Annotated in this window: 17 protein-coding genes; 9 read left to right on the forward strand and 8 right to left on the reverse strand. The window is 46.4% G+C overall.

Annotation, left to right across the window (positions count from 1 at the left end; all coding sequences use genetic code 11):
• Positions 1 to 2 precede the first annotated feature (2 nt).
• The 8 genes from RFF05_RS09740 to istB all read left to right on the forward strand — a co-directional run bounded on the left by RFF05_RS09740 (position 3) and on the right by istB (position 7037).
• Positions 3 to 272: a hypothetical protein gene (locus RFF05_RS09740; protein ID WP_409966912.1), complete on the forward strand. Its 270-nt coding sequence runs from the start codon at positions 3 to 5 to the stop codon at positions 270 to 272.
• Between the two features lie 269 nt (positions 273 to 541).
• Complete coding sequence (locus RFF05_RS09745) at positions 542 to 751, forward strand: helix-turn-helix domain-containing protein (protein WP_409966913.1); 210 nt, start codon at positions 542 to 544, stop codon at positions 749 to 751.
• Between the two features lie 17 nt (positions 752 to 768).
• A complete protein-coding gene (locus tag RFF05_RS09750) occupies positions 769 to 1872 on the forward strand; it encodes a DNA cytosine methyltransferase (RefSeq protein WP_409966914.1) in 1104 nt (367 codons plus the stop codon).
• Positions 1778 to 2869, forward strand: coding sequence for an HpaII family restriction endonuclease (locus RFF05_RS09755; RefSeq protein WP_409966915.1), 1092 nt, complete (start codon positions 1778 to 1780; stop codon positions 2867 to 2869). Before RFF05_RS09750 ends, RFF05_RS09755 begins: the two co-directional genes overlap by 95 nt.
• Before the next feature lie 330 nt (positions 2870 to 3199).
• Positions 3200 to 4468 (forward strand): AAA family ATPase, encoded by a 1269-nt coding sequence (locus tag RFF05_RS09760; protein ID WP_409966916.1) that lies wholly within the window; start codon positions 3200 to 3202, stop codon positions 4466 to 4468.
• Positions 4461 to 5123: an HNH endonuclease gene (locus tag RFF05_RS09765; RefSeq protein ID WP_409966917.1), complete on the forward strand. Its 663-nt coding sequence runs from the start codon at positions 4461 to 4463 to the stop codon at positions 5121 to 5123. The genes RFF05_RS09760 and RFF05_RS09765 overlap by 8 nt, the downstream gene beginning before the upstream one ends.
• Before the next feature lie 544 nt (positions 5124 to 5667).
• Positions 5668 to 6084: a Mu transposase domain-containing protein gene (locus tag RFF05_RS09770; RefSeq protein WP_409966918.1), complete on the forward strand. Its 417-nt coding sequence runs from the start codon at positions 5668 to 5670 to the stop codon at positions 6082 to 6084.
• Between the two features lie 236 nt (positions 6085 to 6320).
• A complete protein-coding gene (istB, locus tag RFF05_RS09775; RefSeq protein WP_409966919.1) occupies positions 6321 to 7037 on the forward strand; it encodes an IS21-like element helper ATPase IstB in 717 nt (238 codons plus the stop codon).
• 64 nt (positions 7038 to 7101) lie between these two features.
• On the opposite strand, the gene RFF05_RS09780 is transcribed toward istB, so the two are convergent.
• The gene (locus tag RFF05_RS09780; protein WP_409966920.1) at positions 7102 to 7416 is read right to left on the reverse strand and encodes a hypothetical protein; all 315 of its coding nucleotides are present in this window, start codon (positions 7414 to 7416) and stop codon (positions 7102 to 7104) included.
• A gap of 157 nt (positions 7417 to 7573) precedes the next feature.
• On the opposite strand from RFF05_RS09780, the gene RFF05_RS09785 reads away from it, so the two are divergent.
• Entirely contained in the window at positions 7574 to 7903 is a 330-nt protein-coding gene (locus RFF05_RS09785; RefSeq protein WP_409966921.1) for a DUF805 domain-containing protein, read from the forward strand.
• 176 nt (positions 7904 to 8079) lie between these two features.
• On the opposite strand, the gene RFF05_RS09790 is transcribed toward RFF05_RS09785, so the two are convergent.
• From RFF05_RS09790 to RFF05_RS09820, 7 genes are all read right to left on the reverse strand, one after another.
• Complete coding sequence (locus RFF05_RS09790; RefSeq protein ID WP_409966922.1) at positions 8080 to 8925, reverse strand: GNAT family N-acetyltransferase; 846 nt, start codon at positions 8923 to 8925, stop codon at positions 8080 to 8082.
• A gap of 63 nt (positions 8926 to 8988) precedes the next feature.
• Positions 8989 to 10827 carry a hypothetical protein gene (locus RFF05_RS09795; RefSeq protein WP_409966923.1) on the reverse strand — a complete coding sequence of 613 codons (1839 nt, stop codon included), beginning with the start codon at positions 10825 to 10827 and terminating at the stop codon, positions 8989 to 8991.
• Between the two features lie 101 nt (positions 10828 to 10928).
• On the reverse strand, positions 10929 to 11231 hold the full coding sequence (locus RFF05_RS09800) for an STAS domain-containing protein (protein WP_409966924.1): 303 nt from the start codon (positions 11229 to 11231) through the stop codon (positions 10929 to 10931).
• A 34-nt stretch (positions 11232 to 11265) separates the two neighbouring features.
• Positions 11266 to 12348 carry a hypothetical protein gene (locus tag RFF05_RS09805; RefSeq protein WP_409966925.1) on the reverse strand — a complete coding sequence of 361 codons (1083 nt, stop codon included), beginning with the start codon at positions 12346 to 12348 and terminating at the stop codon, positions 11266 to 11268.
• Positions 12335 to 14437 carry a baseplate J/gp47 family protein gene (locus RFF05_RS09810; protein ID WP_409966926.1) on the reverse strand — a complete coding sequence of 701 codons (2103 nt, stop codon included), beginning with the start codon at positions 14435 to 14437 and terminating at the stop codon, positions 12335 to 12337. Before RFF05_RS09810 ends, RFF05_RS09805 begins: the two co-directional genes overlap by 14 nt.
• A gap of 26 nt (positions 14438 to 14463) precedes the next feature.
• Complete coding sequence (locus RFF05_RS09815) at positions 14464 to 17496, reverse strand: hypothetical protein (protein ID WP_409966927.1); 3033 nt, start codon at positions 17494 to 17496, stop codon at positions 14464 to 14466.
• A complete protein-coding gene (locus RFF05_RS09820; RefSeq protein WP_409966928.1) occupies positions 17493 to 17903 on the reverse strand; it encodes a GPW/gp25 family protein in 411 nt (136 codons plus the stop codon). Before RFF05_RS09820 ends, RFF05_RS09815 begins: the two co-directional genes overlap by 4 nt.
• Positions 17904 to 17915: the final 12 nt, after the last annotated feature.

The following is a 17915-nucleotide window of genomic DNA, read 5'->3' on the forward strand; positions in this document are numbered from 1 at the left end:
CTATGAATCAAGACTGGTTTGAATTTATCAATGCTCGTATGGAAACGGAGCGTGAGCAGTACGGCAAGACAGAGGAGTACCGTCACCGTCGAGTGATTGAAATCCAGCAGGAGGAGATGCTGGAGACTAACCTTACCAAAGATGAGAAACACATGGTAGACGAGGTGATGTTCGCACGGTGTCTGTCTCTGGAGAGGGATGGGGAGAGGCTCTATCAGCAGGGGATGCGGGATTGTGTTGGAGTGCTAAAGGAATTGGGGGTAATCGGATAATAGTAGAGAAGGGGTTTCCGGTTTGGAAGCCCCTTTCTATCACTATTCTATTTACTATCAGTGATAGAACAATAGAATGCGATAGTAAGAACTGGCGTGACAGCATAGCACCTACTGTGCAAATATATAAAAGTGTGATTGGTAGGATGTATTAGGAAAGGAGGAGCGATTCCTTCGTCGTTTCATCGCCTAAAAAACCTATGCGAACGCATAACTTTTACTTTCAATCAAAACACCGTTATGTTATAATAAGTCGAAGGGGTGATAATATGCCAGCAAGTTACAACAACCTTTGGAAACTGCTAATCGACAGAAACATGAAGAAAAAAGACCTGATGGCGATCACTGGCCTGAGCCAAGCTACCATCGGGAAACTTGGTCGCAATGAAACCGTGAAAAGCGATGTACTCATCAAGATATGTGAATCTCTGGGCTGCGACATCGGTGACATTATGGAAATTACAAAACTGACGGATTGAAAGAGATAGGTATTACGATGAATCAGAAATATAAGAGTATAGATTTATTTGCTGGTATTGGCGGCATTCGCTTGGGCTTTGAGAGAGCCTTTGGCGAGGAGATTGAGACCAATTTTGTGAGCGAATGGGATGTCCATGCACAAAAGACCTACCGGGCAAACTTCCAAGATAACTTCCCCATTGCTGGTGATATTACAGCAGTGGACGAGGCCAATATCCCGGCCTTTGATATTTGTCTAGCTGGCTTTCCTTGTCAGGCCTTTAGTATGGCTGGCAAGCGGCAGGGCTTTGATGATGATTACAAGGGGTTATGTCGGGGGACGTTGTTCCTTGACGTGGCTCGTATCTGCGAGAAGCACAAACCAAAGGTGATTTTTGCGGAGAACGTCAAGGGACTCCTCATTCACGACCGTGGACGCACATTCCAAATTATCAAAAAGACCTTCCACGATCTGGGCTACACCGTACATACCAACCATGACAAGACGTTGAATAGCCGAGACTTTGGTGTGCCTCAAAACCGTGAGCGCATTTATATCGTGGCGTTCCGCAATGACATTGATAGCTCTAGGTTTACCTTCCCCAAGCCTACTGACAGCAAGAAGACCATTCAAGATATTTTGGAGAAAGACCCCGTCTCTGTCAAGTATTATCTCAGCACCACCTACATGGATACCCTGCGCCGTCACAAGGCTCGCCATGAGGCGAAGGGCAACGGCTTCGGGTACGAGGTGCGTCCCTTAGATGGCATTGCTGGGGCGATTGTATGCGGTGGTATGGGCCGGGAGAGAAATCTCATTGTAGATGACCGGCTTACCGATTATACCCCTGTCACCCATATCAAGGGCGAAGTGAATCGAGAGGGCATCCGTAAGATGACCCCTCGTGAATGGGCGAGACTGCAAGGTTTCCCCGATACCTATAAATTACCTCTGGCCGATGTGCATCTGTATAAGCAGTTTGGCAATACAGTGACCGTGCCAGTGATTGAAGCGATTGCGAAAAAGATAAAGGAGGTACTTGACCATGCCGAGCAACATCACAGGGAACAAGGGCGAATGGAGCGAGATGTATGTATTGCTACGTTTGTTGGCGCAAGGGAAAATACACGCTGCGGATGAGAATGTCCAGCGACTAGCAGACACCTATTTCCCCATCTTGAAAATCATTCGTGAAGAAATTAAGAGCAAGAAATACGAGTATGTCGTGGGACAGGATGCCCCCAAAGTTCAGATTCATCTTAATGGTGAATTGATTGGCGAGGTTGAACAACAGACATTCGAGGAACAAGCTGACCACCTCTACACACAGATTATAGCAGGCAAAGACCGTGCTTTTGCTGTGGAGCAGACCGAGGACTTCATGGGACAGATTGGCTGTACTCGTCTGGCGGCTCCCTCCACTGATAAGACGGACATCACCATGCAGATTCATGATATTCAGACTGGATTTGCGCCTGTCTGTGGCTTTAGCATTAAGTCTGAGGTAGGCAATGCTCCTACGCTGATTAACGCAACAGGGGCAACAAACTTCATTTACGAAGTGCATGGGCTGTCCCAAGAGCAGATTGACAGTATCAACGCTATCACCAAAGAGACATCCAAGACCATGATTAAGGATAGAATGAGCCGCATTTTCACTGAGGCAACTTCGGTAAACTTTACGAAGGTGGCGAGTGATACCTTTGCCAGAAATATGATGCTCATTGACAGTCGACTGGGTGAGCTAGTAGCTCATGCGCTGGTCTGTCACTACCGTGATGGCCTTGCGTACTGCAAGGACGTTGTGGACAAGCTGGAGCAGGAGAATCCTATGGGCTATCCCAACGAGGGATTCTATGAGTATAAGTTCAAGAAACTACTCTGTTCTGCCGCACTGGGCATGACACCAGCGAAGAACTGGGACGGCATCGACGAGGCCAATGGTGGCTATATCATCGTAACCTCCAAGGGCGATGTACTGGCCTACCACATCTATAACCGGGCATTCTTTGAATCATATCTGCTCAATCAGACGAAGTTTGAGCGAGGATCTACCTCACGGCATAAGTTCGCTTCACTGTATCAGGAGGATGGGAAGGTTTATTTGAATCTGAATATGCAGGTGCGGTTTAAATAGATAATTATATGCCTAAAGAAAATCAGTTGGCTGGATGCTTGCTGAAGTGAGGGAAATCTTATGACCGAAGTATTGGTTTCCTTTATTTGACATGAGGACAAGTTTCACATCTGTTAGCAACCCTAGCATAAGAGTAGAGGTGGCCGCTGGAAGTTCGTTGATGGAAAGGCAACCGCTAGAGAGGACACAAGTCGCTTTGGCGTGAGAGTGTCAGGCCTTTGGCGGATTACCTCTAAAGAGATTCCTAGATATGGGCGCTCTCTTGCAGATTTGGAGAGTTTGAAGACAATCAATAATATGGAGCTATAGTTTGATGAGGAGGAAATCATTTTGTTTCGAAGATTGAATATAAAAGATTGGCGACAAATTTCAGAAATCGATATCGAATTTCATCGAAATTTAACTATTATAACAGGTGCAAATGGAGCAGGGAAAACCACGATTCTTAATTTGCTATCGCAAGCAACAGGATGGAACTCTAAATTTGTGAGCAATTATAATCAAGACGAAGATGGAACTGCACAATACCGTAGTGGACTGTTTAATGAAATAGAAAAAAGCTTTATTGAAGAAAGTGAAGATAATCCTGTTAATAGTATCAATAAACTAGGTGAATTAGAATTTTCGGATGGTAAAATTTCTGCGTTACATGCGCCAAAAAATATTACAACAGGTACATATAGTGTTACAATATCAGGAAAGCCCCAAGTTGACGGGGTATACATAAATTCACATAGACCAACCTTTCCATACAAAGCCGTGAAAGCCATACCGACTGTAATCTCGACTCGCGAGCAAATCTACAAAAAGTACTATGATTTCAGCAAAACATTTGTGTTTGACACATTTAGGAATTCAACAGAGATTTCTGCAACCACTCTCATAAAAGAAACGCTTGCATCACTTGCAATATTCGGATATGGAAATCAGGCTGTTTCTAAAAACGAGAGTGCGAAAAAATTATTTGAAGGCTATATAGAAATACTAAAAGTAGTATTACCCCCCAAATTGGAGTTTGAGACCATTAATGTAGTTATGCCTGAAGTTATTTTGTGCACCAAAACAGGTGATTTCCCCATAGATGCTGTTTCAGGAGGAATTTCTTCAATAATCGATATAACATGGCAGTTATACATGTTTGCTGACAAAAACGAAAAATTTGTTGCCTTACTTGATGAACCAGAGAATCACTTGCATCCAGAACTTCAAAAATCATTTTTAGGAAATTTGATTGCAGCTTTTCCCAATGTTCAATTTATTGTAGCGACACATAATCCATTTATGATTAGCTCTCAAAAGGATTCGAATGTGTATGTGTTGAATTACAATGAGTGTAGCCAGGTTTTCTCACAGAAACTAGATTACATAAATAGGGCAGGTACATCTAACGCAATTCTCAGGGATGTGCTTGGAATAGATACGACTATCCCAGCTTGGGCGGAAGTATCTCTCGAAAAAATAGTTCAGGAATATAGCTCCAAGGAATTTAATTCAGATGTTCTTAAAGAATTGAAAAATCAGCTATCATCGATTGGGATGAGTGATTACATACCTAATACAATTTCGAAAGTTGTAGAAAGGAAGCACATGTATGATTAAACTTGTAAAAGGTGAAAAACCTCAGGAGTTAACTGATAATGCAGAAAAATGGACGAAAGAATACTGTGATTGTTTAGCAAAAGGCGTTAAACCAAGCGAGGGATTAGCTAAAAGATACAATAGCCCAGCAATTAGAAAAGCATTGGAAAAAGAAACTTTCGAGAAATGTGCTTATTGCGAAAGCAAAGTAAAACATAATTCGTATGGGGATGTTGAACATATTTTACCAAAGCGAAAAGATGCACGTCCAGACTTATACGTTGAATGGAGCAATTTGACAATAGCGTGTGAGATTTGTAATCGCTCGGGGAAAAAATCATATTATAATGCCGATTTGCCATTGATTAACCCGTATGAAGATGACCCAAGCCAAGTATTACAAGATGTGGGGAATTTTATATTTCCGATTATAGGGAATCGGAGAGCTGAGATCAGTGAAAAAATATTGAAGCTCAACAGAGCTGAATTAATAGAAAGGAGAGAAGATCGAATCCGACATATCGAGTCACTTCTGCAATCTTGGGATAAAGAGGATAATATGGATATGAAAAAAGTTTTATTACAAGAGTTGCATGAGGAATCAAAAGAGGAAAAAGAGTTCTCTTCTACGGTAAAAGCGTTTTTAACTATACGAGGACTTCCACCTTTGCGGTAATGGAGGTCAAGCCCCCTCTTTGCATAGTTCCTCCGCTACCACCATGATACTACCATCTTGACAACCTCCAAATACCGTGTATAATATGAAATATAAATACACATAAAACGGCATTTTTACAGCAAAAATATTCAAAACAATAACAAAACTTGTCGAGTGGGAGTGACACCCCTTGGTTTGCAGGTGTTGTCTGCACCAAAAACCCACAACTTATAATAAGCAAAACATCCTGTATTTTAGAGAAATTTCTAAAATATAGGATGTTTTTTGTCATAAAATTTTCACCACATTTTCACGCTCATTTTTTGGACGCAAATTGGACGCATTTAGGTTTTGGATGTATCACAGTATCACGGACGCCGTGTACTATGCCACTTTGTTCATCTCGCCCGTGTTATGGTTGCAGTTCCAACACTGGCAGATAGTCTTGGTCTATTACAAAGATTTTCATGCTGGTATACGGATTCAAAACGGAGTTTTGCGACCGAAGGAAGTCGTTTAGGGCAATGTTGCAAAAGGCAATGAAAAGGGTTTGGTGGAGGGGTTGGTTGCTTACGCACGGAAGAACTTTTTTGTACCAGTGCCCAGAGTTACCAACATGGACAGCCTGAATCAGCAACTTGTGCAGGCCTGTTTGCACTATCGAAACACCCATAAAATCGCAGACCGTCAGCACGCTGTAGCAGAGCGATATGCCGTGGAAGCTCGTTGCTTGCTGCCAATTCCAACCTACCAATTTGAGACGGCTCGCATTGCAACACCCGTTGTTGGCGATTATTCCACGGTTCGTTTCGAGGGCAACAATTATTCTGTTCCAGTCCAGTTCCTCCGCAAAATGGTAACTGTAAAAGGCTTCGCTGAAAGGTTAGAAATCCACTGTGATAAGGATAATATTGTGGAGTATTCTCGCGTTTTCGGAAAGAATCAGACACAATGGAGCCTGGCGAAGATAAAATCCTAGCCCTCAAGGTACAGCTTTGCGATGCTCCTACCTTAGCAAATTTACGTAGTCAACTGGACACAATCAAGGTCATTCCATTTCCCATGGAACTAGCAATCCAGCAGACGGATTTATCTTTTTATGACCAGAAATATGGGGTGAGTTTTAATGGACGAACGGGATCAGGGGCTTATTGAGCTGTATGCCAAGCAGCTACGCATGCCAACTTTTCACCACTTTGAGGATGTGGTGAAAAGTTGCATCCAGACCAAGGCTATGATGATTTTCTGGTGGAATTACTCCGTGGCGAACTGGACAATCGGATGGAAAGCACCAGAAAGCGGTGCATTCAGGTCTCCAAATTCCCCTACATCAAAACCTTAGAAGAGTTCCAGCGGCAGCATTTGGAGCACGTATCTAAGGCGCAAATCGGACAACTGAGTAGCTGTGATTTTGCGAGCAATCGTCAAAATATTGTGATGATTGGTAACCCCGGAGCAGGCAAAACCCACCTCTCCATCATCTTGGAGCTCAAGGCCTGTTTGACAGGGTTAGATATGCGTTTTTATACTGCGGCAAACCTATCCAACCAGCTCATTGAGGCGCTGGATAACCACCGTCTCTTGCGCCTAGAAAAACAGATTACCAAGTGTGATTTGCTCATCATTGACGAGCTGAGTTATCTAACATTCAATCGTCATCAATCGGAACTTTTATTCAAAGTCATCGCAGACCGAAGCAAACGAAAAAGTATTATCGTCACAACTAATCTCCCCTTCTCTCAGTGGATGACCATGTTTGAAAATCAGACCATGATGGCGGCTATGATTGACCGATTGACCTTTCGTGTTGAACATGAATTCCCAGCACCCCTTCCGCGCCCAACACGCAGGCGAGGTCTCCCAACTACAAGAAGTGGTAAACTAATTCGCTGTCAATGGTCAAGTAGATTGTTGACATTTACACTTTTTTAAAAGGTTCTAGCTGTTTTCTTGTAGCACTCAGGCTTAGATAATACTCCTCTGTGCGCCAAATTGATTACCTCTTACCGACGTTGTGCGCATAAAAAAGAACCGCTTTCTGTTGGGGTAAACCAATGTTGCCCTCCTCATCTAGTGGAAAATTTGTGGCACGATAGAGGGTTGTCATGATATTTTCACTCTTGCTCTCTTTTTCGCACATAGGGAGTTTCATGAACTTTTCATTTTTTTCTTGGTAAAATAGGTGATTATTGAATCTTCTATAATCTGCATTGGCAACTGGAACACGATGAAATGGGCTGTACTGGTCGCAAACTGCCAACTGTATGTTGTAAGCAGGCAGTAGTTGATCGTTGCCCATGTAATCTGCCAACAACCAAAGTGGCAAAGTGATTGACAACGCTCTTTTTGTGTTATATAATAAAAAAAAGACATTTTGTCGTATAATATGTAATATGAGCGGATGCTTTCGCTTGTGTGCGAGTTGCCGCAAGAAACAGATTCTACAAAACGAAAAGGGAGTGTATTCTATGAAAGAGAATTTTCAAAAAAACCTGGGTTACTACATTGATTTCTGGAAAAACTGTTTAGATTTTTCTGGGAAAATAGACCGTCACACCTTCTGGATGACCGTTCTGATGTGCTATATTTTTAATGCGATTGTTTTCGCGGTGCTAGACGCTATCGGCATTACCATTCTTGGCAGTATTTTCACCGCCGCTTGTGTGCTACCTGAAGTTTCAATGGGAGTACGCCGCCTGCGCGATATCGGCAAAGCTTGGCCTTGGATTTTCCTATGGTTCATTCCTGTTATTGGCTGGATTTGGTGCGTCGTTCTTTTCTGCCGTAAATCTGCATAAGCTGCACGGCAATGCACGAAGCGTTACAATAGCGCAGCAGCGATTACATCATGCAAAACGAAAAGAGAAACATAAGTGCTCAATAAGCACCCACTAAAAATACAACGCACCGCCTCAAACGAGGTGGTGCGTTTCATTTTGATGGGTGAGTATTGAGCGCTTACTTTACAAGAGAATTAGTCAATGGTGTAAGCATACTGACGAGAGAGGGACTCCGTTTGGGGCAGTAAGCGTTTCATAAGGGTTGCAGAGATATCTGTGGCGGTGTGAACTGTCAGCTGTGTATGGGGTGGATACTTTGTCATACTCCGCCGAAAAGCAGACTGCAACATGGTCACTAGAATTTGCGGACTGGCGTTTGACCATGCTGTGGCCAAATGGATTTGATCCTCAGCCAATCGCTCCACCTGTACAATAGCTTCAATTTTCCCGTTTTGCACATAGGCCACACTGACATCTGCATCCACAAAGGGCGACGTCAACCCATGGTCAGAAAGGGGCATGCCCAACTGTTCCATCCGTTGCTGGGTTTGACGCAATTGGATGTGGGGTATGGTGCTAAAAGGCACAATATCGGGATTTTTCCCTTCTTTGGCAGAAAAGAAAGGTTGCTCTGCCACTGCTTTTAACGTGCACCCATAAATCCCCAAAGAACCTACAGGATGGTTGACAAAGCCAACCGCCTCTAAAAAGGGTGCCAAGGTATGATGCTCAGGTGCTGTAATGGTATACTCCACCTGGAGTGTATGTAGTTCTTGCACGCCTTGCAATATGCCAAGCAAAGCACGCAGTAGTTGACTGGCGCCACCTTGACGGCGATATTCAGGGGCCATATAGAGAGAAGCCAGTTGCCATGCACCCTCTCGGATATATCCTGCAATCGCCCCGCAGGCGACACCATCTTCTGTCACTGCACCCAAACACAAAAGAGGTTCCCCTTGCTCCACAGCTTTGGCTGTTTGGGACAACAGCAAGGATGCAAAGGGTGCCAGATTTTTTTGTTGTACAAATCCAATGTTCATGGATTACCTCCTGATTTTAGGTGTATCGCTAGGACGGACACCCTGACATTACAGGGGTCTATTTCAACCCTTGAAATCCCGCTCCGCCGTTTTCAACTTCTCTACAGCCTCAGCGAATGCTGTTCGTGCCATCTCATTCGTCATATCCACCATATCCTTAGGCATTTTGGCACTGGTAAATGTTGCGGTATTACAACTAATCCCTTTAGTGTTAGTGGCCGACGTCAAACGATTGGCAAATACTCCGGTCATAATCGTATGCTTTTGTTTCAAGAAATTCACTGTTTTACTTGGTAAATTATCAAAATAGGGCTTGTTGATGGGGTCTTTGAGGATATTTTCAAAGTAAGTCATCTTATCTGCCATCTCAGCATAGATGGCGGCATTGTGTCCCAAGCGCCCTTGGGTAAACATTTCCACAGAGAAGTGGAAGTTCAAAAATTCTTCCACAACCATATCAATACTAGACCGACGCTTTTCCAAATCGTTGCTAGCATAGTCTCGAATACGCTGGATATTGGCAGCTTGCACCGCTCTGGCATATTCACCTTGCTTGTCCGTTTTTTCCAAATCAACAATATTGTAACGTTGGCCGAACATAAGCCCTAGTACACGGTCGTCCACGCCAGATTCTCGGCTCAAGTTTTTAATTCCTATTTCCTTATCTACGGCTGTACGTTCAGCATGCAGTTGGGTGAGGTTGTCGTAGATTTGGGCACTGATGTGATCCATGGTCACATTGTCTCCGCCACCTTTATCCGCCTGCGCCTGCGCCAATGCTTTCACACGGGCGGCATCTGCAACTTTCTGGTCTTCACGGTGCTGGTGATAGGTCTCATACGCCTCTTTTTCCATTTGTGGCAGGGTTTCAAGTTGCGCTATCAACATAGATTCCAGCATCTGCTTATTCACTATCTCTGTGTCGATGGTATTCCGAGTGTCTTCCAGTGGTATGTTTTCATATATAAAATCACTGTTGCTATTATCGCTTGTGGGCGCCGCATTATTGGTCAATCCACGTTTTTTCAGATTAATGTTAAGTATGGTCATCATGGTGGCGCCCATGTCACCCTTATGCTTAATGAAGTTTCGCATTTCCTCAGGCAATTCCTCGTAAATGGTTTTATTCAAAGGGTCTCGCATGGTATTTTCAAACAAGGTAATATCCTGACCCATATGATCCAATTGGACAATGTTTTCAGCTAAAAATGCACTATCATCCATATTGTTTAGCATTTCCTTGTCTATCTTCATATCTATTAGGCGCTTAAAATACTGCATCATAATGGGGCGACGACGGTGAATATTCTCCGATTTATAGTCCTCCATCAGTTGAATATCTGCCGCCTTTTTCTGGGCTTCTTCTTCATTGAGTGGCTCGCCTTGCTCATTCATGATATGCCCTTGCAGCATCCCGTAACTGAGGCGAGCATCCGCTTTGTCAAAGGTATTTCGGTATTGGTCGGTGCTAAAGGTAGCCTTAATAGAGCGTTTACGCATAGCCAGATTGTCGGCAATGACCGCTGTGTGCTCGTCTACCTGCAAATAATCTGCACTTTCCCCAATTTTCTCTCTGGCATGGTTGATTCTATCCTGTTTGGCCTGACGCTCTGCCGCCTTTTTCTGTTTGCGGCTCATGCGAGCAGGTGCTTGCTGTTGCACAGGGCTACCTTGGGCGGTGGTTTGTGCCTCTATGGGCTCCATCTGTATGGCCGCTTGGTCTAATAACGTCTGATTTTCCGTCACTTCGGCTTCTATCATCCGCTCTTGTTCAAGGGTGACCACAGACCCATGGGTCTGTTGTAGCACACCTTGCGCTTCCACTGTGGCTTGCTCTTGCTGCTGGGCGAGAATTTCTTCTTGTCTGCGGCGCCGCAGTAATAAATCGTCTGATTCTCCCATAAGAACACCTCCTGCTTTTGTATAACGTGAATTCGCTTTGAGAATACCCTCCTGATGGGTGACGTTGACCTCTCACATCAGGAGGTGGATTTTTTCAATATTTACCCCAGAAAAGTCAATAGTGGCGCCAATCCTACGGCGGTGAACACTTGCATAACGGTGGGTTGCACATGGGCTAGGGTCATGGTGCCACCTTTCGAAGCGGCGGTTTTTTGTCCGATTAAGAACACACGCAAACCTGCAGAACTGACATAATCCACTTCTCGCAAATCAAGCTCCACAGCTTTGCTCTGCTGAAAGGCGGCCAAAACAGCACTTTGCAATTGGGGGCTGGTATTGGTGTCAATGCGCCCTTTTACGGTCACAATGATTTGTTGGTCTTGTTGGGTAGTTTCAATGGTCATTTGCTATTCCTCTTTTTCCTTGATGATTTAAAAATCACTCTAAATATGTCCTACCATTGAGGGCTGTATCTCCATCCATGGCACCGCTTTGCTGGGTCATCACCGTGGCATTTACGTCCAAATAGGTATAGCCATCCAAATCCAGGCCTTCTTGTCCAAAGCGAATGGACAGCTTGGTGCGCACAGGGAGAAACTGGCTTAAAACCTGCTCTATTTTCCGCTGTAAACCACGGGTATAGGGTGCGGCAATGATGACGGTACACTGATAGGGGTTGTCACCATAAAGCTCCTTTTGCTGACCTGCTGGCAACAAATTTTGCTCTAACAAATACACAGGTGCCTGCACCAAAATCCCCAACAATTCCTCCACTGTTTCCCGTGTACCCTTATAGGCCAAAAGATGGTGGACACGCAACAAAATGGCACGCAATTCCTCATCGCTCACGCCAATGCCACGAAAATCCAAGCTGAACCAACTGGCGATTACATCTAGCGCTCCACGGGGTGCTTGCTCCACATCAACCATTTGGTGCATATGCCCCACAAACTCTTCCAAATCCCCATGCAGGGTAGAAAAAATAGCAAGAAAGCGACGGAAAAATTCTCCATCTTGCTGATAAGTTTGGGGGAAGGCGGAAAACAGCGCATCCCCATAGGCATAGGTGCGTAAATTCCAAAACTGACTTTCGCCCAAGCCCAACACTTCTATCCACACAAAGAGGTAGCGCCCCTCTTGCCCATAGAGAACCCCGTCTAAATGGCCTTGCAAGCACACAGGGTTTTGGGCTTGGAACAACGCTTTCTTTTCTTCTAGCGGAAAGGCAGGGTCTTGAAACAGGGCATCATAGGTGGTCAAGGTTCCCTCCCATACCACCTGCTGACGCTCCACAGCAAAGGCCCACACGGTGCAAAGGCTTTCTTCCCCCAGTTGCCCTTCCATGGCCAAACGGCTCCATTGACAATCAGGGAGATTACTCTCAATCACGCCCAAGATGCAATGCCCGCCTTCTGGGTGGCTTTTTAAACAACCATCTTCTGTCACCATGAACCCCTGCTTCCATGCCCGTTGTAAACGGCTTTTGGTTAGAGGAAAGCGGTATCGTTTATTTGTATCCATTCAATCCCCTCCTTATGGTCTCCATTGCCAGCACCTTCACATGGGCTTGTGCAAGATAAGGAAGACAATCAAAATTCAATTGCAAATCTGGCCCATTGGGTTGGGTTCCAGCCCCACCCATTAGGCGCAAATCTTGCACCATCCGCACCCCAGACAACTTGCCGACGGTCTGAGAAATCTGATGGAATGACAAGGTTGCACCAAAGGGAATATCTCCTTCAATGCCATCAATCAACTGGGTCAAACAGGCAGTGACTCGCTCCTCTAAGTGAGGTTCCATCGGGTCGCCATACACCGTCACCACCACATCCACCGCCACATAACGAGGTTGGACAATGGCAATGCGTGTGGTCACCATACGGCGGTGCTCCAAGAAATCTGAAATCTGCTTGATATAGTTTTGAGACAAAGTTGGTCGTTGTTGGTTTGTATAAGGCTTGATTGCTAGCTTCACCAGATTTTTCTCACTGTCAGCTTCTAGCCCCACCTTGTGGATACACAAACCCGGCACATGGCTGGCAAGATACATATAATCCTCTGGCAAAACAGCTGCTTTCACCGTTTTCATATCTTTAGAAAAGCGTTCTCGCAATTGCTCTAGCGTCTCAGACGTTTGTCCTTTACGCAAAATCCCCACCCCTTCAAACAGATGGCTGTCACCTTGGTAGTCCATAGACAACTTTACCTGTTTGGCTGGCAAACTTTGCTCCTCACTGATGGCAGTGTGTGCCAAATATAAGGTATATGTAGTGCCCATGCCGGGGCTCTGAATGGCAATGCCCCCTTGGGCCGTGTCGATGGTGTAACAAAGTTGGTCTTCGTCTTGCCCGTTTGGAGAAACGAAGCAATACGCCTCGCCCCCTTGCCCATCTGGGCAACAGGCCAGCAAGGAAAAATCCTGCTCCACCACTTGGGTGCCATTGTCTAGGGGGATAAATTGATCAGCAAAGCCGTATACCGCCCCCAAACTGCGACGGTGGATGGTTTGCTCGTCATAACAAACCACCTTCACTGCCCCTTCTCCCTCCGCAGGTTCACCACCTTGAGGGAAGGAAATTTTCAACCCATACAAGGTGGGTTCCATATAATAATAACGACCTTCTTTGGGAAAGTCAACACTTCCTTGTTGATACAGGCGGTAGTACTCTCCCTCTTTGACATACACATAGACAAAGGATTTGGCCGCCAAGGCACTGGATAGTTCCGCAGTTTGTTGCCCTTGCGCCCAATCTAGAGTAAATGTATAGGCACATTGACGCTGTTTTTCTACCGCAAGGAGATTGCCTGCCACACGAGAAATTTTGGGAGGAAGGTCATAGTGTCCCCCTGTGAGCACACAGCGCAACCCATAGTCACCCTCTGGTGACAAGGGGGCGGGTAATGGCCCATCCAGGGTGCAGATAACCCCACCAGATGCCAACAGCCCATGGGTGTGGTCAGCTTCTAGGGTTACATCTACCCAGCCTCGGGTGGAGTGATATTGCCATGTGACTTGCCCAAACAATTCCCCTTGCTCTGGTGCAAAAGGTGTGCGCTTGCCACTGTTCTCCGCTTCTACCCACAAATAAATGGGGCCGTCCATATGAGGGGGTGCATCTAAAAGTAGGGTGAAACAATCCCCCACTTGTGGGTGTTTCCCAAAGGGATGGAACACCCCGTCCCAGCGCAGACCGAAATGGCTTAAATCTCGTGTCACCCCACCTTGGGTGCTGGTAAACCCTTTTAATTGCCAAGGATGATAGTGAGTTGGCGCTGTCACTTCATAGGCCATCTCCCCTGCCGTCAACTGTTGATGGGCAGGCAAAAAGCCTGCAAAGCCACAAGGTGGCTGTACCAAAAGTTGCAAGGGTATGGTTTTCCCACAGTCACAGCCCAACAGCTTGAGCATTTCACGGCGCACTTGGTCTGTGATGGTGGCAATGTGGGCTCGTTGGACAAAGGTACACGCTGTGAGATTTTCTAGGGTGGTAATCCCTGGGTCGGAGGGATTGAAATTTGTCCACTCCTTGGAATACAGGGAAATTTGGGCAACGGCCTCTGCCAACAAGGCCCCATAGGTTTTATCATTCAATGGGCTACGACTCAACATGGCTCCGCCCTCCTTTTCATCTCAATTTATTGACCGCCCTTCCAATCCACATGAACACAATGATTTCCATTGGTCACCATGACAAAGGGGTTTTGGGGAATTTTCTCCATATCCACCCGATGTTGCCCTTGCTCATCCTGATAAGACACGGTGACAACATAGTGGCGAATATGATATTGGTGACCCAAGGCGCCCAGCATCATGGAAATCTCCCCGTGGGTTGGCAGACTGCCAATGGGCCAAGCATTTTCTTCCTCACTGGGGTCAAAAAAGCCATGGATATGGTCAAAAATCTCTTGACGCACTTGACTGCTGCGGCGCAAGTCTTCTATCTCCACCCAGAGTTCCACCGTAAATGCCATGTAAAAGGGTTCACTTAAGGTTAAATTTTCTTCTCCCACGGTGACTTGGCTATGGGCCAAGAGATGGGCTTTTAGCTTGGGCACAATGGCGCAGAAGGAGCGACTTCCTTGGGTGTAATCTGCCATCATCAGCGCCAAGGTAATGTGATTGGGGCAGTCATTGCCATACTTGTCCACACCGCCACAGCCTCGCACTTGGGCAATCTGTTCGGAAAACCCACGGATTTCTCGCTCATAGTCGCCTAACGTCACCAGACGGCCACGATGGTTCACCAAATTGGCGCCACGGACATGGGCGGCCTCGATGGTTTCCATGTTGTGCCCACCATAGGTGGGGATGGGATTGGAAATCTTATCTAAGTAAATTTGTTGGTCAATGAGTTGGGTCACTGTACCCTCTGGCAAGTTGCCTGCCTCCCCTGCACAGCATTTCAACTGCACCGTAAAGGCAACCCCTTGGGTGTAGGTGGGAATGGCGCAATGGACGCCATCGCCAAAGCAGATACAGCTTTGCTGACGGTCTAAGCAATAGTGGCGGTCGCCACGGACAGAGTGGTCAAAGTTTTCCACCTCGCTCCACTTTACAAAAAAGCTACGGATTTGCCCCATAAAGTCCCTGACCACTTCCACATCTTCCCCCATGGTTTCCATCATCCGTTCCATTTCTGGTTGCGAGTGAGCGCCAAATTCGTTGACAAACACTTGGGCACTTAAAATATGCTCCACCCCAAGAGGAAAACGCAAGTTGGCCTTAGGCACTACCATGGTAAAGGTTTGAACAGGTAGGGTTTGGGTATTGCGAATGTCCACGCCGTTCATTTGGATATCATGGATATGAGGCCGTGTGTGGGTTTGAGCATTGAAGGCATCTTGGGTGTCCACCATGGCAATCCAATAGGCGGTGATACCCTCTAGCTCCATGGGAGCAAAGTCAGCTGGGGGCGCAAAGAGCAAAGTGCCTGTGCGGCTAAGTCCTTGGGTGCCGTCTGCTACTTTTAAGCTTTGGAACCCGTGAATGGTGGAATAGCGCAAGTCCATAGTTTCCCATGGGCGCTGATAGTATTCCTCCACTTGGAACAGCATACTGATGGGACTGCCCGTTAACGGGCGGTCAAACCCAAAACAGACCATCCGCTGTCCGTAAGGCAACGGTGGAAACAGAGTCACAGGGGCGCCACGGACAAAGGACTTGGTGATGTCCACAGTTTTTGTCCCTGTCACCATGGTGGCTTTACTGGGACCAGTCCACCCTTGGTCATAGGCATAGAACAAAGACAGGTTATCCAAAACAGGCATAGTGTGGATACAGGGTTGGCTGTAGGCATTGTCTGCTCGCAGCAACCGCAAACGCAATGTACGCCCCTGATAACCACCATGGCTTTGGGGCTCCCAATCAGTGGGGCAACGGAAGGTGACGCTGTGGGTACCTGCATGGTCTTGCTGGGCAAACAAATTGCTCCAACCAACAAGTGACTGCAACCGTCGCCAGCCTGTACCGTTGTAATATTCAAACACCATCTCGTCCACACAACAATGCAAGGTTTCATAAATGGGTGCCGTCTGTCTGGGCTTGATAATTTTCAATTCCTCTGCCACTTGCAGTTGGTTCAGGCTGATATATTTTTCTTGAAAAGACAAGTCGAACGAAAGAGTAATCTGTGCCCCTGCTTGGCAAAACACCTTGTCATGCCCAATGACGCACTCGTCAAAGGGGGACGCAGTTTCCCCAAAGGGCATAAAATGGGCTGGGCTTTTCTCTTGGTCATTGCAAGCCACAAACTCCACCCCATCTTGGGGGCAACTAGAGGCAATTTCAACGGTTTTCACCGTGATACCACGACCCAGTTCATCTCCTGCACACGTCATCCAGATGGCATACGCACCGTCCTGACTGCCATCGTTTCCAACCAGTGGAACACTGTCGCCACCCCCTTGCAAGGTGATGGTATACCCATCCTCGCCCACAGCGACCCCAGTGAAGGGCACAAAGGCAGTGCCGTTATAATAGCTATATGTGAATTTCTCCAAGTCGCCATACTCAGGCACAGGGTCTAACGCCGACACTTGGGGCAGACGAATGGAAATAGATCCTGCTTCCCCCACTGCAAACACACTGTGGTGATAGAGCATCAATCCATGACAATCCACCCCTGGGCTATCGGGGTCAAACAAGGTGAACTGCAAGGCATCTCCGCCTTGCTTCGGTACATCCTCTGGTGCCATTGGCAACACCACGCCCTTAGGCCCATGATACAACGGCGTAATTCGCCCTTGGGTTGGGTCTATTTCCACAACGTGAGCCACCTGTGCAGAGGTGATGTATACGTCCCCTTGGGTTTCAAAGGGGATGCCATTGCCTGCCAAACGGCTTCCGCTGGGCAAAGGGGCTCCATCAATGGCTTGGTTGATGGTGGAAAGGGTCACCAGTCCAGAGGCTGGATTGGCCGCCCCCAAAGATAACCCCAGCAGGTTCACAAACTCTGTTTGATAACGAGAGAGCATTTGGTTCATCCGAACGATGCTTCCCTCCATTTGATTGGCAAAAATAATGGCAAGGGTGGTGCCAATGTCTGGGTTTTCATAATCCAAATGCCATTGGGGTGTATAAGATTTTGCCAGCTGTTCCAACTCTTGGCGTAATTGCTCTGTTTTTCTGGCATCTAATGCCCAAGGTGTTTCAGCGGAATGGCTGTTCAATCTTGCTCACCTCCATCTCCTTTTAGGAAGAAGGGGAACACCAGATTGTCGGCTCTGTTGTCCTCTGCCACCGTATACTTGATGTCAAAGATATAGCAATCTCGTTGATTGCTTTGTTGCAATTCCACTTGCACATTGCCAATGCGTGGTTCTTGGCGCAAAATGGTTTCTTCAATTTCACGTTGCATGATGGAAAGCATGGTCACAGACGTGTCCATAAAGGTGTAGTCCATGATTTGACTGCCAAAGCTGGGACGCAAAAACCGCTCTCCCCGATGGGTCATGAGAATGAGGTACACCGACTCTTTCACGCTTATTTCTTTTTTTGCCACAGCAAAGCGCCCTGTGCTCATATCAATTTGAGGCGGAAACTTCATCCCTGCTCCTAAAAACGTCTTGTCGCTCATGGAATCCCTCCT

The organism is Bengtsoniella intestinalis (assembly GCF_039719005.1).
In the GTDB taxonomy this organism is placed as follows: Bacteria; Bacillota; Clostridia; order Oscillospirales; family Oscillospiraceae; genus Oscillibacter; species Oscillibacter intestinalis.

What these genes read in the sequence shown, in the direction of transcription:
- RFF05_RS09755 (WP_409966915.1), top strand. Translation starts at nt 1,778, where the DNA reads ATGCCGAGCAACATCACAGGGAACAAGGGCGAATGGAGCGAGATGTAT.
- RFF05_RS09800 (WP_409966924.1), bottom strand. Translation starts at nt 11,231, where the DNA reads ATGACCATTGAAACTACCCAACAAGACCAACAAATCATTGTGACCGTA.
- RFF05_RS09805 (WP_409966925.1), bottom strand. Translation starts at nt 12,348, where the DNA reads ATGGATACAAATAAACGATACCGCTTTCCTCTAACCAAAAGCCGTTTA.
- RFF05_RS09820 (WP_409966928.1), bottom strand. Translation starts at nt 17,903, where the DNA reads ATGAGCGACAAGACGTTTTTAGGAGCAGGGATGAAGTTTCCGCCTCAA.
- RFF05_RS09750 (WP_409966914.1), top strand. Translation starts at nt 769, where the DNA reads ATGAATCAGAAATATAAGAGTATAGATTTATTTGCTGGTATTGGCGGC.
- RFF05_RS09785 (WP_409966921.1), top strand. Translation starts at nt 7,574, where the DNA reads ATGAAAGAGAATTTTCAAAAAAACCTGGGTTACTACATTGATTTCTGG.
- RFF05_RS09740 (WP_409966912.1), top strand. Translation starts at nt 3, where the DNA reads ATGAATCAAGACTGGTTTGAATTTATCAATGCTCGTATGGAAACGGAG.
- RFF05_RS09790 (WP_409966922.1), bottom strand. Translation starts at nt 8,925, where the DNA reads ATGAACATTGGATTTGTACAACAAAAAAATCTGGCACCCTTTGCATCC.
- RFF05_RS09810 (WP_409966926.1), bottom strand. Translation starts at nt 14,437, where the DNA reads ATGTTGAGTCGTAGCCCATTGAATGATAAAACCTATGGGGCCTTGTTG.
- RFF05_RS09795 (WP_409966923.1), bottom strand. Translation starts at nt 10,827, where the DNA reads ATGGGAGAATCAGACGATTTATTACTGCGGCGCCGCAGACAAGAAGAA.
- RFF05_RS09765 (WP_409966917.1), top strand. Translation starts at nt 4,461, where the DNA reads ATGATTAAACTTGTAAAAGGTGAAAAACCTCAGGAGTTAACTGATAAT.
- RFF05_RS09745 (WP_409966913.1), top strand. Translation starts at nt 542, where the DNA reads ATGCCAGCAAGTTACAACAACCTTTGGAAACTGCTAATCGACAGAAAC.